The organism is Actinomyces sp. oral taxon 171 str. F0337, assembly GCF_005696555.1.
Lineage (GTDB): Bacteria > Actinomycetota > Actinomycetes > Actinomycetales > Actinomycetaceae > Actinomyces > Actinomyces oris_E.
This window is the reverse complement of the sequence record NZ_CP040005.1, coordinates 1,671,200-1,686,367: the sequence shown is the minus strand read 5'-3', so window position 1 is coordinate 1,686,367 and position 15,168 is coordinate 1,671,200. Positions and strand designations below refer to the sequence as shown.

Annotated in this window: 9 protein-coding genes and 2 tRNA genes; 6 read left to right on the top strand and 5 right to left on the bottom strand. The window is 67.6% G+C overall.

The genetic code is table 11. The features are described 5' to 3' along the window. The first annotated feature begins 67 nt into the window (after window positions 1-67). The 4 genes from dxs to pflA all read left to right on the top strand — a co-directional run bounded on the left by dxs (window position 68) and on the right by pflA (window position 5,834). Window positions 68-2,125: a 1-deoxy-D-xylulose-5-phosphate synthase gene (gene dxs / locus FBF36_RS07405; RefSeq protein WP_138137337.1), complete on the top strand. Its 2,058-nt coding sequence runs from the start codon at window positions 68-70 to the stop codon at window positions 2,123-2,125. 373 nt (window positions 2,126-2,498) lie between these two features. After that, on the top strand, window positions 2,499-4,613 hold the full coding sequence (locus tag FBF36_RS07400; protein ID WP_009398139.1) for a pyruvate formate lyase family protein: 2,115 nt from the start codon (window positions 2,499-2,501) through the stop codon (window positions 4,611-4,613). Window positions 4,614-4,689: 76 nt separating this feature from the next. Continuing rightward, window positions 4,690-4,935 carry an autonomous glycyl radical cofactor GrcA2 gene (grcA2, locus tag FBF36_RS07395; protein ID WP_009398137.1) on the top strand — a complete coding sequence of 82 codons (246 nt, stop codon included), beginning with the start codon at window positions 4,690-4,692 and terminating at the stop codon, window positions 4,933-4,935. Window positions 4,936-4,958: 23 nt separating this feature from the next. Then, window positions 4,959-5,834: a pyruvate formate-lyase-activating protein gene (gene pflA, locus FBF36_RS07390; protein WP_009398135.1), complete on the top strand. Its 876-nt coding sequence runs from the start codon at window positions 4,959-4,961 to the stop codon at window positions 5,832-5,834. Window positions 5,835-5,943: 109 nt separating this feature from the next. On the opposite strand, the gene FBF36_RS07385 is transcribed toward pflA, so the two are convergent. The 5 genes from FBF36_RS07385 to glgX all read right to left on the bottom strand — a co-directional run bounded on the left by FBF36_RS07385 (window position 5,944) and on the right by glgX (window position 14,763). After that, entirely contained in the window at window positions 5,944-7,218 is a 1,275-nt protein-coding gene (locus tag FBF36_RS07385) for an HRDC domain-containing protein (protein ID WP_009398133.1), read from the bottom strand. A 71-nt stretch (window positions 7,219-7,289) separates the two neighbouring features. Continuing rightward, entirely contained in the window at window positions 7,290-7,895 is a 606-nt protein-coding gene (locus tag FBF36_RS07380) for a DUF3000 domain-containing protein (protein ID WP_034493374.1), read from the bottom strand. 152 nt (window positions 7,896-8,047) lie between these two features. Then, window positions 8,048-9,838, bottom strand: a complete 1,791-nt coding sequence (treZ, locus tag FBF36_RS07375) for a malto-oligosyltrehalose trehalohydrolase (RefSeq protein ID WP_009398128.1) — start codon at window positions 9,836-9,838, stop codon at window positions 8,048-8,050. Then, window positions 9,835-12,462: a malto-oligosyltrehalose synthase gene (gene treY / locus FBF36_RS07370; protein WP_009398124.1), complete on the bottom strand. Its 2,628-nt coding sequence runs from the start codon at window positions 12,460-12,462 to the stop codon at window positions 9,835-9,837. Before treY ends, treZ begins: the two co-directional genes overlap by 4 nt. Window positions 12,463-12,555: 93 nt before the next feature. Then, a complete protein-coding gene (glgX, locus tag FBF36_RS07365; protein ID WP_009398123.1) occupies window positions 12,556-14,763 on the bottom strand; it encodes a glycogen debranching protein GlgX in 2,208 nt (735 codons plus the stop codon). Window positions 14,764-14,981: 218 nt separating this feature from the next. Between glgX and FBF36_RS07360 the strand changes: the two genes are divergently transcribed. Together FBF36_RS07360 and FBF36_RS07355 are read left to right on the top strand one after the other, a co-directional pair. Next, window positions 14,982-15,054: transfer RNA gene (locus FBF36_RS07360), tRNA-Gly, on the top strand. 1 nt (window position 15,055) lies between these two features. Continuing rightward, a tRNA-Val gene (locus tag FBF36_RS07355) sits at window positions 15,056-15,130 on the top strand. Window positions 15,131-15,168 lie beyond the last annotated feature (38 nt).

Sequence of the window (15,168 nt, the reverse complement as noted above, 5' to 3'; positions counted from 1 at the left end):
TGAGCGACGCACCATCGCATGAACGACAACAACTGACTCGTCATCACCTTCGACAAGGAGGCGCACCGTGCCAGCAGCTGCTGAGCGTCCTGGGCGGCCCGCCGGGCAGACCGGTAGGGCGCTCCTGCCCCGCGTGCGCAAGCCCGCCGACCTCGACCGGCTCACCAGTGAGCAGCTGGTGACGCTCGCCTCTGAGATCCGCCAGCATCTCGTCGCCTCAGTGGCGCGCACCGGTGGCCACCTCGGCCCCAACCTCGGTGTCGTCGAGCTGACGATCGCCCTGCACCGGACCTTCCGCTCACCGCGGGACACCATCGTGTTCGACACCGGTCACCAGGCCTATGTCCACAAGCTGCTCACCGGCCGTCAGGACTTCACTGATCTGCGCGAGCGCGGCGGCCTGTCCGGCTACCCCTCGCGGGCTGAGTCCGTCCACGACGTCGTGGAGAACTCCCACGCCTCCACCTCTCTGTCATGGGCCGACGGCATTGCCCGGGCCAACCACCTGCAGGGCCACGACGAGCGCCACGTCGTCGCCGTCATCGGGGACGGGGCCATGACCGGGGGGATGGCCTGGGAGGCCTTGGACAATATCGCCGACTCCTCAGATCGCCACCTGGTCATCGTCGTCAACGACAACGGCCGTTCCTACGCCCCCACCATCGGGGGACTGGCCCACCACCTCGACGCCCTGCGCACCAATCCCGGCTATGAGCGGGTCCTGTCCGGGGTTAAGCGGACGCTCCTGTCGCAGGGCGCCCCCGGCCGGGCCGCCTTCGACGCCCTCCACGGCCTCAAACGAGGGCTCAAGGACGTCCTTGTCCCCTCGGCCTTCTTCGAGGACCTGGGGATCAAGTACACCGGACCGGTCGATGGCCATGACATCACGGCCATCGAGTTCGCCCTCACCCGCGCCCGTGAGTACGCGGAACCGGTCATCGTCCACGTCATCACCGAGAAGGGCCGGGGCTACACCCCGGCCGAGGAGCACGTCCCCGACCGCTTCCACGCCGTGGGACAGATTCATCCCGAGACCGGGCTGCCGGTGGTGGCCGAGCGCTTCGGCTGGACCTCCGTCTTCGCCGAGGAGATCGTCTCCCTGGCGCGCAGTGACGAACGGATCGTCGGGGTCACCGCCGCCATGCAGGCCCCGGTGGGCCTCCAGCCCCTGGCGGATGCGATGCCCAAGCGGGTCATCGACGTCGGTATCGCCGAGCAGCACGCGCTGACCTTCTCCGCCGGGCTCGCCTTCGCCGGCATGCACCCGGTGGTGGCCCTCTACGCGACCTTCCTCAATCGCGCCTTCGACCAGGTGCTCATGGATGTCGCCCTGCACCGAGCGGGAGTGACGATCGTCCTTGATCGGGCCGGAATCACGGGAACCGACGGGGCCAGCCACAACGGCATGTGGGACATGGCGCTGCTGGCGCATGTTCCGGGTCTGCGCCTGGCAGCGCCCCGCGATGAGACGACGTTGCGCGAGAGCCTGCGGCTGGCCGTGAGCATTGACGATGCGCCCGCCGTCGTGCGCTACCCCAAGGGTGCTCTGCCCGAGCCGCTGACGGCGGTGCGCCGTCTCAGCGGGGGACCGGATGAGTCAGGGTGTGGCGAGGAGCCGGTGCAGAAGGAGGCGCTGTCCCCGTGCGCCTTCGACGTCGTTGATGTCCTGCTCGAGAGCCTGCGGCCGACCGGCACTGCGCGGATCCTGCTGGTGGGCGTGGGGGCCATGGCCCCCGAGGCCTACGAGGCCGGCCGGATCCTTCAGCAGGAGGACCGCGCCGTGACTGTGGTGCATCCGCACTGGGTCATCCCGGCCCCGGCTCCTCTCGTGGCGGCCGCCGCCAACGCCGATGTCGTCGTCGTGGTCGAGGACGGGCTGGTCGACGGTGGCATCGGTTCCCAGCTGCGTGATGCGGTCGAGGGCTACCGGGCCGCCCACACCGGTGCAGGGGGCTCGCCGGTCTTCCGCCGTATCGGTATTCCGCGCCAGTTCATCGACACCGCCACGCGCGCTCAGCTGATGGAGGACTTCGGCATGCGGGCCGCCGATATCGCCGAGGCGGCTCGGATCGCGGCCGATGGCGTCGCAGGCGCCCGCACCAACCAGGACCTTGGGACCGAGTAGGGGTGTGGCGGCGGTGTCTCGCTCCCTGTTTTCGGCAGGAAGGCGGAGATCCGCTGGGACACCTGTCCTAATCGTCTCAATAGGTCGACATGCTGGGAGCGCAGCTCCATTCCTCTCCGTTGCCGAAGGCCGGACAGTGTTGAGGGCCGGTGAGGCGTATCTTTCTGGGAGTCGATGGAGGGACTTATGTCCTGGATTGCGATGGCATTGATCGGCCTGTGAGTCATCTAACCGACTCTTCTTGGGACCAGTGGCTCACAGGTCATCCTCTGAGTTCTACTCTGAGATCGACGGCGCGCCGATGTGCCGCCTCGCCTCACAAGGGCGATCACAACCGGGTGGCTCTCCGGTCACCCACATGAGGAGGGCACGGATGACCACTGAGGTCACAACATCTGCCACCACGGCGAGCGGCAATGACGCCTGGGAGGGTTTCGTTACCGGACCGTGGACCGAGGACATTGACGTCCGCGACTTCATTCAGCGCAACTACACCCCCTACGACGGCGACGCCTCGTTCCTCGCCGACGCCACGGACAAGACCCTGCGTCTGTGGGACACCCTGGAGAAGAACTACCTCTCCGAGGAGCGCAAGGTCCGCATCCTCGACGTTGACACCCATATCCCCGCCGACATTGACGCGTTCCCTGCCGGTTACATCAGCGAGGACGATGACGTCATCGTTGGTCTGCAGACGGACTCCCCGCTACGTCGCGCCATGATGCCCAACGGTGGCTGGCGCATGGTGGAGACCGCCATCAAGGAGGCGGGCAAGGAGGTCGACCCCGAGGTCAAGAAGATCTTCACCCGCTACCGCAAGACCCACAACGACGCGGTCTTCGACATCTACACCCCGCGCATCCGTGCGGCGCGCTCGAGCCACATCATCACCGGGCTGCCCGACGCCTACGGCCGCGGCCGCATCATTGGTGACTACCGCCGTGTGGCGCTCTACGGCGTCGACTTCCTCATCGAGGAGAAGCAGAAGGCCAAGGACGCCGTGGCGGACAAGCCCTTCTCCGAGCACTGGGCCCGTTACCGCGAGGAGCACTCCGAGCAGATCAAGGCGCTCAAGAAGCTCAAGGTCATGGCCGCCTCCTACGGCTACGACATCTCCGGCCCGGCCAAGAACGCCCACGAGGCGGTCCAGTGGACCTACTTCGCCTACCTGGCTTCCGTGAAGTCCCAGGACGGTGCTGCGATGAGCATCGGCCGACTCTCCGGCTTCCTGGACATCTACTTCGAGCGGGACCTGCGCAACGGGGTCATCGACGAGACCCGCGCCCAGGAGCTCATCGACAACATCGTCATGAAGCTTCGCATCACCCGCTTCCTGCGCACCATCGACTACGACCAGATCTTCTCCGGCGACCCCTACTGGGCCACCTGGTCCGACGCGGGCTTCGGTGAGGACGGTCGTGCCCTGGTCACCAAGACCTCCTTCCGTCTGCTGCAGACCCTGCGCAACCTCGGTCCGGCCCCGGAGCCTAACATCACGATCTTCTGGGACGAGAACCTGCCGCAGGGCTACAAGGACTTCTGTGCCCTCATCTCGATCACGACCTCGTCCATCCAGTACGAGGCCGACGAGCAGATCCGCGAGCACTGGGGTGACGACGCCGCGATCGCCTGCTGCGTGTCCCCGATGCGCGTGGGGAAGCAGATGCAGTTCTTCGGTGCTCGCGTCAACTCCGCCAAGGCCCTGCTCTACGCCATCAACGGTGGCCGCGACGAGATGACCGGTAAGCAGGTCGTCACCGGTCTGCCCGGTGTCGAGGGTGACGGTCCGCTCGACTTCGACGATGTCTGGGACAAGTACGAGAAGATGCTCGACTGGGTGGTGGCCACCTACGTCGAGGCCCTCAACATCATCCACTACTGCCACGACCGCTACGCCTACGAGTCCATCGAGATGGCGCTGCACGACTCCGACATCGTGCGCACCATGGGCTGCGGCATCGCCGGACTTTCGATCGTGGCCGACTCGTTGGCTGCCATCAAGTACGCCAAGGTCACGCCGGTTCGCGACGAGACCGGCCTGGTGGTCGACTACGTCACCGAGGGTGACTTCCCGATCTACGGCAACGACGACGACCGCGCTGACGACATCGCGGCCACGGTGGTCCACACGATCATGTCCAAGATCAAGGCCCAGCCCTTCTACCGGGACGCCATCCCGACGCAGTCGGTGCTGACGATCACCTCCAACGTGGTCTACGGCAAGGCGACCGGCTCCTTCCCCTCGGGGCACCAGAAGGGCACCCCCTTCTCACCCGGGGCCAACCCGGAGAACGGGATGGACACTCACGGCATGGTCGCCTCGATGCTCAGTGTCGGCAAGCTCGACTACAACGACGCCCTCGACGGCATCTCGCTGACCAACACGATCACCCCGCAGGGACTGGGCCGCACGCTCGACGAGCGCGTCGCCAACCTCGTGGGCATTCTCGACGCAGGCTTCGTCCCTGACGACTGCGCCGAGATCTGATCGAGCCGCTCACCCGGCTGATCACACCGCAGCAATTTCTCACTCATCGATAACACCACCTCAGAAAGGGGCCAAAATGGCCACGTACGAAGAGCGCCTCGCCTCCATGAAGGCACAGCGTCAGGACAACGGCGGCGTCAAGGGCCTGTACCACGCCAACATCAACGTCCTGGACCGCAACATCCTCGAGGACGCGATGGAGCACCCGGAGAACTACCCGAACCTCACGGTTCGCGTCTCCGGCTACGCCGTCAACTTCGTCAAGCTGACCCGGGAGCAGCAGCTTGACGTCCTCCACCGCACCTTCCACTCCCAGGCCTGAGCCCCGGAGCACGGCGAGCGGTCATGACGCAGACCACGACGACCGTGCGCGACGGCGGTCGGGACCAGGACTTCCTGGCCCCGGCCGCACGTTTGCGCGGGGCGGGTATCGGAGGGCTCGAGGAGCTGACGGATCTTCAACGCTCGGAGCGCCTGGCTAGGATGCGGGACGGCGAACTGGGCTCGATCCACTCCTGGGAGCTCGTGACCGCGGTGGACGGTCCCGGCACCCGGATGACGGTCTTCCTCAACGGATGCCCCCTGCGGTGCCTGTACTGCCACAATCCCGACACCTTCCTCATGAAGGACGGGGAGCCTGTGGAGACCTCTGAGCTTCTCCGCCGCATGCGCCGTTACCGGGGCGTGTTCCGCGCGTCCAAGGGCGGGATCACGCTGTCGGGCGGTGAGGTCCTCATGCAGCCGGCCTTCGCGGGCAAGCTCCTGGCCGGCGCCAAGAAAATGGGTATCCACACCTGCATCGACACCTCAGGTTTCCTGGGCGCCAATGCCAGTGACGAGATGCTCGATGACATCGACCTGGTCCTGCTCGACATCAAGAGCGGTGACGAGGAGACCTATAAGAAGGTGACGGGGCGCTCCCTGGCTCCGACCATCACCTTCGGTGACCGGCTGGCGGCCAAGGGAATCGAGATCTGGGCGCGATTCGTGCTGGTTCCGGACCTTACTGACGATCCTGAGAACGTCCATCATGTTGCCCGAATCATCGAGCGCTGGGGCTCGGTCAGCCGTGTCGAGGTGCTGCCCTTCCACCAGATGGGCACCGACAAGTGGGACGCCCTGGGGCTGACGTATCAGCTTCGCGACACCCGACCCCCGGAGCCGGAGCTGGTGGAGTCCACTCGTGCGATCTTTCGTTCCTACGGTTTCGAGGTTCACTGAGGCTTCCGGAGGATGCGGGTTTCTCGAGCCGAGCTCGTGGTGACTTCTTCTCTCGTGCGCCGTCCACGTCACAGTGGGCGGCGCACTGTTGCCTGCGCTTCGTGGCTGTTCAGCTCAGGGCTGTCACAAGGGCAGGGGCGGCCTGCTCGATCTGCCACGGCCTGGCTCCCAGGGCGGCCAGACGCTCACCGATCTCCTGAGCGCTGACGCTGCGGGTACGTCCGGCCTCGATCTCCTCGCCGAGGTCCCAGGCCAGATGACGTTGGCACCCCGGGGTCAGGAGAAGCTCCTGGGGTACGCGGATCTCCTCGGCGCGCTGCCTGATCGCCCCGCGTACGTGGGTGAGCCGGTCGGCGGCCGCGGCGTGGTGGCGCTGCCATGTGCGCGGGTGGGGGAGCTCGTCGGGCCCTAGCGGCGCGCGTGTGGGGGGAAGCTCGTCGTCGGGCAGCTCCAGGGCGCGTTCGATGGCTCTCCACCAGCGTTCCTGGTTCTGGCGCGCCTGCCGGGAGGAGAACTCCTTGAGGGCACTCATTTTGCGTCGTGAACGGGGTCGGGCAACGGCGGCGGCGACGAGAGCCTGGTGGGGAAGGACCTTGGAGGGAGTGCGGTCGAGCTCTGCGGCCAGCTGCTCCCTTGAGTTCCACAGCTCGCGCAGGATCGCCAGTGAGCGGGGGGAGCGCACAGAGCTTCCCGCTCGCGGGGTCTTGCGCCACGGGTCGACCTTGGCCGGTTTGGCCGGTTTGGTGCGCACGTGCTCGAACTCCTGGGCGGCCCACTGGTCCTTGCCGGCTGCTTTGAGCTCGGTGGCCAGGGCGTTGCGCAGGTCGATGAGCAGCTCGACGTCGAGGGCGGCATAGGTGAGCCAGGAGGCGGGCAGAGGCCTGGTGGACCAGTCCGCTGCCGCGTGGTCCTTGGCCAGGCGCAGGCCCAGGGTCTCCTCGATGACGGCGCCCAGTCCGACGTGCTGTCGCCCCAGGAGGCGGGCTGCCAGCTCGGTGTCGAACAGGGAGTCGGCTCTCAGCCCGAGTGCAGTCAGGCAGGGGATGTCCTGGTCGGCGGCGTGGAGGATCCACTCGGGTCCGTCGAGGGCCGTGGCCAGCTCGGTCAGAGGGCCGCTGGTCACCGGGTCGACGAGAAGGGTGCCGATGCCGTCTCGTCGGAGCTGGATGAGGTAGGCGTCCTGTCCGTAGCGGAAGCCGGAGGCCCGTTCGGCGTCAACGGCGACGGGGCCCTGGCCATCCGCCAAAAGCTGAGCGGCTCGGCTCAGCTGGGTGGGGGTGGCGGTGATCTCGGGGAGCCCGTCCTGGGGGCGGGGGTAGTCGATGATGTTGTCCGGGCTGATGGGACGGTCCGTTGTCCCGGGGGGGACGGCTGGGCGGGGCACGGCCGAGGATGCAGCTGGGCGGGGCACGGCCGAGGATGCAGCTGGGCGGGGGGCGCCGGTGCGACGGGGCGTCACCTTCCGACTCCGGCGAGAGTCAGGGGGTGGACAGCGGCCGGTTCGTGGCCGGAGGCGACCAGCAGCAGCTCGTGCCAGGCAGTGAGGTGGGGGCCGAGCTGGGGGCTCGTGGGGGACCAGGACGCTCGGATCTCGGCGTGGGCGCAGGAGTCGGTGAGGGTGAGTCCACCGAAGGTCTCGGACAGGACCTTGGTGACGGTTCCTACCAGCGAGTGGTAGCCGGCGCGGGAGTCCTCAAGGCCGTCGGTGAGCCAGCTCCAGGCGGCGGACTCGAAGACGGGGTCCATGCCGATCTCATCGTCGATGCGGGCGCGCGCCTGGACGACGATACGGAAGTCTCCGTCCCACGCCTCCTGACCGTCGGGGTCGTGGAGGACGACGAAGCGTCCGGTGGCCACGGGAGTGGCTCCAACTGTCTCAACGGTCTCGGCGCTCAGTGCGGCGGAGTAGGGGGCCAGCTTCTTGGGGGCGGGCACCTCCTCCATGAGGAGCCCTCGGGAGCGGGGAGCGTCACGAAGGGACAGGAGCGCTTCCTCGAATCGTTCGGGGATGGCACCTACCTCGTTCTGGCGCGGCCTACCGTTGACAGTCACGGATGCCACGCTAGTGCGCTACCACAGCGGGCACATGAAGCCACGCCGCACAGATGGTTGCATTGTGTCAACGAGGAGCCTGCCTTTCTGAACGGATGTGCATCATTCGTCTGCGGTGCGCTGGCATGCGACCGGCTGGTACTGGCTCCTGGTGTGGCTCGTCAGCGTCGGGCGACGAGCGTCTGACCAGGAGGCAGACAGGTCAGGTCGGAGTGGACCGGGTCCCAGGACAGAAGCACCTCTGTCACAGCGGGAACGGGCTGCTGCCGCCCGGAGAGGTTGGTGGCGACGACAATGTCCTCATAGATCACCGTGAGAACGTCGTCGATCTCATCGATTCGCGGCCAGGCGGTGCGCTGGGACCATGCCAGATCGCGGCGCAGGGCGGTCAGTGCCCGGTACCAGGCCAGCATGCGGGCGTGATCGGCCTCCTCCAGCTCCGACCAGTCCAGGCGTGAGGCTTCGACGGTTCCGGCGGCCTGGGGATCGGGAATATCGTCGGCGTCCCAACCGAAGCCGGCGAACTCCCGGACGCGCCCCTTACTGACGCTGCGGGCCAGGTCCTCCTCCTCGTGGTCGGTGAAGAACTGGAAGGGGGTGCGGGTCCCCCACTCCTCGCCCATGAAGAGCATGGGAGTGTAGGGGGACAGGAGCACCAGGGCGGCAGTGGCGGCCAGGGCGGCATCATCGAGGCCGGCTGAGGGACGGTCTCCGACGGCTCGGTTGCCGATCTGGTCGTGGTTGGAGCCGAAGACGACGAAGCGCCTGGGGTCGGTGCCCTCGGGCACGGGGGCGCCCCAGACCCTGCCGCGGAAGGTGGACCAGGTGCCGTTGTGGAGGAAGGCTCCGCCGTAGGCCTTGGCCCACGCGCCGGGCTCGGCGAAGTCTCCGTAGTAGCCCTGATCCTCCCCAGTGAGCCGTGCGTGCAGGGCGTGGTGGACGTCGTCGGCCCATTGAGCGGTCATGCCCAGGCTGGGAGCTGTGGCCGGAGGCTCCTGGTCGGTGGGGGTGATGACCCCGACGTCGTTGAGGTCGGCCTCGGCCACCAGGCTCAGGGGGCGGCCCAGCTCGGCGGACAAGGCGGTCACGGCGTCCGAGAGCTCGGCCAGGACGTGCGTCTGAGGCGGGTCGGCGGCCTCGGCGTCGTCCTTGATCTCGTGGATGGCGTCCAGACGCAGGGCGTCGATGTGGAAGTCGCGCAGCCAGCGCAGGGCCGAGTCGATGACGAAGGCGCGTACCTGTTGGCTGCCGTCGTGGTCATAGTTGACAGCCTCGCCCCACGGCGTGTGGTGGGCGGGAGTGAAGTAGGGGCCGAAGACACTGAGGTAGTTGCCCGATGGGCCCAGGTGGTTGTACACGACGTCGAGGCACACGCCGATACCGGCGTGGTGGGCGGCGTCGACGAAGCGCATGAGGGCGTCGGGGCCTCCGTAGGCCTCATGGACGGCCCACAGGCCGACTCCGTCGTAGCCCCATCCGGCTCTGCCGGGGAAGGCGGCCAGAGGCATGAGCTCGACGATGTCGACGCCCAGCTCGGCCAGGTGGCCCAGGCGGGAGATGGCGCCGTCCAGGGTGCCCTCGGGGGTGAAGGTGCCCACGTGGAGCTCGTAGATGACCGAGCCGAGCAGGTCCTTGCCCGTCCAGTCCTGGTCGGTCCACTGCCAGGCGGTCGGGTCCACGGTTCGCGAGGGGCCGTGGACGCTGTCGGGCTGCAGTGCGCTTCGGGGGTCTGGGCGGTCGGGGGAGCCGTCGACACGGAATGCGTAGTCGGTGCCCGGCTCCAGGTCGAAGGGGGCGGTCCACCAGCCGTCCGGGGCCGGGACCATGTCGACCAGCCGGTCATCGCCGGGCAGGTGCAGCTCGACCCTCTTCGCCGCAGGGGCCCACACGGGCACGCGGGGGCCTACGGGGAGGGCCGGGGAGGTCCAGGCCCGGGGTTCCGTCGGGCTCATCGGGCGGTCTCCTCGGAGCAGTAGGCGGAGTCGGTCTCGCGATCCGGGGAGGCTACCTTGGCCAGGACGACGACGGGGTCGTCCCCGACCACCTCCGCCAGGGGCCGGTTGCCTCCCTCCACGGTGCCGTGGCGCAGGACGTGTTCCCAGGTCCCCTCCGGCAGCACGATGCTCTCCTCGCGCCATCCCCCCAGCTGCTCGAGCCGCCTGGACAGGCGTCTGACGATGACGACGACATCGGGGAGCTCGTCGAGCAGGCGGGTGTAGGCGAAGGCGAAGGAGGTGGTCACCGGGATCGTTCGGTAACCCGAGCGGGGGCCGACGAAGGTGTGGGGGCGGGCGGCGCGCAGGCGCGTCAGGCGTGAGGTGAGAAAGAGCTTGTCCTCATCGAGACTGCGCGGTGCGGCTCCGGAGTCGAGGCGCTCCAGGGCGTTGATGAGGCCCATGGGTCCGGTGTAGTTGACCGCGCGGCGGTTGTCGGGGTCGACCAGTGATGTGCGGGTGGTCTCGCTGCCCTGATAGATGTCGCTCACGCCCATCCAGGTCAGGGCCATCGCCTTGCCGGCCAGGATGGCGGTGCGTACGGACCTGGCCGTCAGGGCCGCGAAGGCCTCGAGCTCGCCGGAGACCTCCTCGCTGGTGAGCAGCTGGGTGGCGTAGTCGGTCAGGGCCTGCTCGCGAGCCAGGTCCGGGGCGGTCCAGGTGGTCCAGGTCTTCTGCTCCCGGGAGGCCTTGATGAGGTAGGCGCTCAGCCGCTCGGGGGTCATGGGGTCGTCGCTGTCGGGTGCCCAGGTTCCCCACAGGGTCTGCCACAGCAGGTTCTCGCTGCGTCCGTCAAGGTCCAGGGGACGGAACTGCGCCGTCATGGCGCGCAGACGGTGGATGAGGTCGCTCCACTCCTCGGCGTAGGAGGCCAGCACGTCCAGGCGGGCGCGCACGTCCTCGCCGCGCTTGGTGTCGTGGGTGGTGGAGGTGATCATCGTGTCGGGCCAGGTGTTCTGGACCCGGTCGGCCCAGGCGTGGGCCTCGTCGGTACTCAGCGCGAAGCCGGCCGGGTTGCCGCCGACCTCGGTGAGACTGGTCAGATGGGTCCAGCGGTAGAAGGCCGTGTCCTCCACGCCCTTGGCGGTGACGGCCCCGCACACCTGCTGGAAACGGATGACGGCCTCGGCGCGCTCAGGGGACTCCGACAGGCCCTCGGAGCCGACCGCCTCGCCCAGGAGGATGGCCACCACGAGGTCGAGGGTCTCTCCCTGGTCCGGTTCGAGGCGCTGACGGGCCCGCTCAGCGTCGGCCTGGAGGATCGCGGCCGTCTCCGGGCCGGGAGGCGTACCCGGAACGACATAGACCCGGTACTGGTCCGCGGCCACGAGCAGCTCGACGACGCAGGCCCGCAGGTCGCGCAGAGTGTGATCGCGCAGACGCACGTCCTGTGAGGTCAGGGAGTCCAGGATGCGGGCCAGACGGTCGACTTCCGCGGCCAGTGAGCCGGCGATGACCTCGCGCTTGGCCTCCTCGACGATGCGGTCATAGTCCACGGGTGCGTCCCCCGTGATCTCCTGCATGAGTGCCCCCAGCCGGGCGGCGCCGGCAGGGTCCACCTGAAGCTGGTCGATCCGCCAGGCGGCGTCGTAGCCGGTGGTTCCGGCCACCGGCCAGGAGGTGGGCAGGGACTCGTCGGGCGCCAGGATCTTCTCCGCGGCGATCCACGCCCCGCTGGTGGCCTCGGCCAGCTGGGTGAGGTAGCCACCGGGGTCGGCCAGGCCGTCGGGGTGGTCGACCCGCAGGGCGCTGATGACTCCGGCGCCCATGAGCTCGAGGATGAGGCCGTGGCTTCCGGCGAAGACGTCGGGCTCCTCGACCCGGATCGCGGCCAGGGTGCCGACGTCGAAGAACCGCCGGTAGTTGATCTCCTCGTCACCGACTTTCCAGTAGGCCAGGCGGTAGTGCTGGCGCTCAACGAGGACGTGCATCGGCAGCGACTCGGTGCCCTGGGCGACGGGGAAGGCATGATCGTAGTAGCGCAGCACCCACTGCTCGCCCAGCTCCTCCTGCCCCGGAACCACCATCTGCTCCAGGGTGAGCTCCTCGTCGGCCAGGACAGCACCGATGCGCTTGCCCAGGACCGGCATGAGGATGGGCTCGTCCAGAGAGAGGTCGAACCAAGCGGCGTACGGGGAGTCCGGTCCCTCGCGCAGCACCGACCACAGGGGCAGGTTGTGCCAGCCGGGGGTGGGCACGGCCATGTGGTTGGGAACGATGTCCACCACGACGCCCATCCCGTGGGCGTCGGCCTCGGCGGCCAGGGACTCCAGCTGCTCCCGTCCGCCCATGACGGCCGAGACCCTGCGGTGATCGACGACGTCATAGCCGTGGGTGGATCCCGGCGCGGCGGTGAGGATCGGGGAGAGGTAGAGGTCGGTGACTCCCAGATCGGCCAGGTAGGGGACCAGGGCCTTGGCGTCGGCGAAGGTGAGGTCCTCACCCAGCTGGAGACGGTAGGTGGTCACCGGAGTGCGGTGCTCCGGCGCGGGCACGTGCCCCGACCAGGGCGCGTAGGCCGGCGTCTCCGCGCAGTCCGCCGAACCGGCCTTATCCACTGCTGCGTCCACTGCGTCGGTCATGTCACTTCCTGAAGCTCGTCTGGTCTGCGTCGGGTGGTGCTGCTTGATGGGTGATGTGCGTTCGGTGGCGCGCCGGAGGGCCGCGGAGAGCCCCTACCTCGGGTGGCGCTCCGTGGTGGCGTCGGACTCGGGGGCGTCGGTGAGGAAGAGCATGGAGCGGGCCTCGACCACGACGGTGTCGTCAGCAGCGAGAACCGGGTCGGAGTCCCCGTCCACTGCGGGAGCCGTGTCCAGCGCGACCTTCCAGGTGGGGGCGTACCCCTCGCCGGGCAGGGTGAAGGTGATGTCCTCGTCGGAGGCGTTGATGAGTACGAGGAAGGAGTTGTCCACGATCCGCTGGCCCCGCTCATCGGGCTCGGCGATCGCCTCCCCGTTGAGGAAGACCATCATGGCCCGGGCGTACCAGGTGGTCCAGTCCTGGTCGGTCATGGACTCACCGGCCGGAGTGAGCCACTCGATCTCGCCGAGCTCGCTCTCTCCGCCGTGGCGGGCGTCGCCGGTGAAGAAGCGTCGACGCCGTAGCACCGGGTGGTCGCGACGCAGCCACATCATGGTGCGGGTGAACTCCAGCAGGTCGTTGTCCTGCTCACTGAGATCCCAGTTGATCCAGGTGATCTCGTTGTCCTGGCAGTAGGCGTTGTTGTTGCCCCCCTGGGTGCGTCCCATCTCGTCGCCGTGGCAGATCATGGGCACGCCCTGACTGAACAGGACGGTGGCCAGGAAGTTGCGGGTCTGGCGCTGACGCAGCTCGGTGATCGTCGGATCGTCGGTGGGTCCCTCGGCGCCGCAGTTCCAGGAGCGGTTGTTGTTGTCCCCGTCGGCGTTGCCCTCGAGGTTGGCCTCGTTGTGCTTCTCGTTGTAGGAGACCAGGTCGTGCATCGTGAAGCCGTCGTGGGCGGTGACGAAGTTGATGCTGGCTACCGGTGTGCGACCGGCGTGCTGGTAGAGGTCGGAGGAGCCGGTGATGCGGGAGGCGAACTCGCCCAGGGTTGAGGGCTCGCCGCGCCAGAAGTCGCGCACGGTGTCGCGGTACTTCCCGTTCCACTCGCTCCACAGGGTCGGGAACCCGCCCACGTTGTAGCCGCCGTCGCCCACGTCCCAGGGCTCGGCGATGAGCTTGACCTGGGAGAGCACCGGGTCCTGGTGGATGATGTCGAAGAAGGCGCTGAGCTTGTCCACCTCGTGGAACTGGCGTGCCAGGGTGGAGGCCAGGTCGAAGCGGAACCCGTCGACGTGCATCTCGGTGACCCAGTAGCGCAGCGAGTCCATGATGAGCTGGAGGACCGCCGGCGAGCGCATGAGCAGCGAGTTGCCGGTACCGGTGGTGTCGAAGTAGTGGCTGGCCGAGCCATCGACGAGGCGGTAGTAGGAGCTGTTGTCGATGCCTCGGAAGGACAGCGTGGGGCCCAGGTGGTTGCCCTCGGCCGTGTGGTTGTAGACCACGTCCAGGATGACCTCGATGTCGGCCTCGTGGAAGGCCTTGACCATGGACTTGAACTCCTGGACCTGCTCACCCTCGGTGCCGTAGGCGGCGTAGGTGTTGTGCGGGGCGAAGAAACCGATCGTGTTGTAGCCCCAGTAGTTCGACAGGCCCTTCTCCTGCAGGTGGGTGTCGTTGACGAACTGATGGACCGGCATGAGCTCGATGGCCGTCGCACCCAGGTTCTTGAGATGGTCGATGACGGCGGGCTGTGCCAGACCGGCGTAGGTGCCCCGCAGGTCCTCGGGAACCATCGGGTGCAGCTTGGTCATGCCCTTGACGTGGGCTTCGTAGATGATTGTCTCGTGATACTCGTGCTCCGGGGGGTGGTCGTGTCCCCAGTCGAAGTAGGGGTTGATGACCACCGAGCGCATGGTGTAGTCGGCCGAGTCCTCCTCGTTGCGCACCTCCGGGTTGTCGAAGGAGTAGGAGTACAGCGTCTGGGACGGGGTCACCTCGCCGGAGATTGCCTTGGCGTAGGGGTCCAGCAGCAGCTTGGAGGGGTCGCAGCGGTGACCGGAGGACGGGTCGTAGGGGCCGTCCACCCGGTAGCCGTACTTCTGGCCTGGGGAGGTCCCCGGAAGGTAGGCGTGCCAGACGTCGCCGTCGACCTCCTTGAGCGCCACCCGCTCCTCGTTGCCCTCGTCGTCGAACAGGCACAGGTCAACGCCGGTGGCGGCCGAGGAGTAGAGGGCGAAGTTGGTTCCTGAGCCGTCGTAGGTCGCCCCGAGTGGGTAGGGGTGGCCCGGCCAGATCTGGCGCTGGGGGTCTTCCTGAGGTTCCTGTTCGGCCTGAGGTGTGGATGTTGTCGGCGTGGTCATAGGGACAACCCTGCCACGACTGAGGTGTGAAGGCAGGCGTGTGGGCGAAAGACATGCCACGTCGTTCCGTCATCCGCCGGAGCCCTCCCGCATCCTCCTGTGGTCGTGTGAGGAGATGCCTGCAGCGTGAGACACCTCATGAAGGAACAGGGCCGGAAGGTTTTGCCTCCGAGAGACACCTCTGCTACCTTTCTTCCCGCACCCCACAAGGGTGTCATGCGGATGTGGCTCAGTTGGTAGAGCATCACCTTGCCAAGGTGAGGGTCGCGGGTTCGAGTCCCGTCATCCGCTCGGGCGATTGGCGCAGCGGGAGCGCGCTTCCCTGACACGGAAGAGGTCACTGGTTCGATCCCAGTATCGCCCACCAGATCTGACGGTCGATCCGAGCCCGGAGCACAGTGCTCC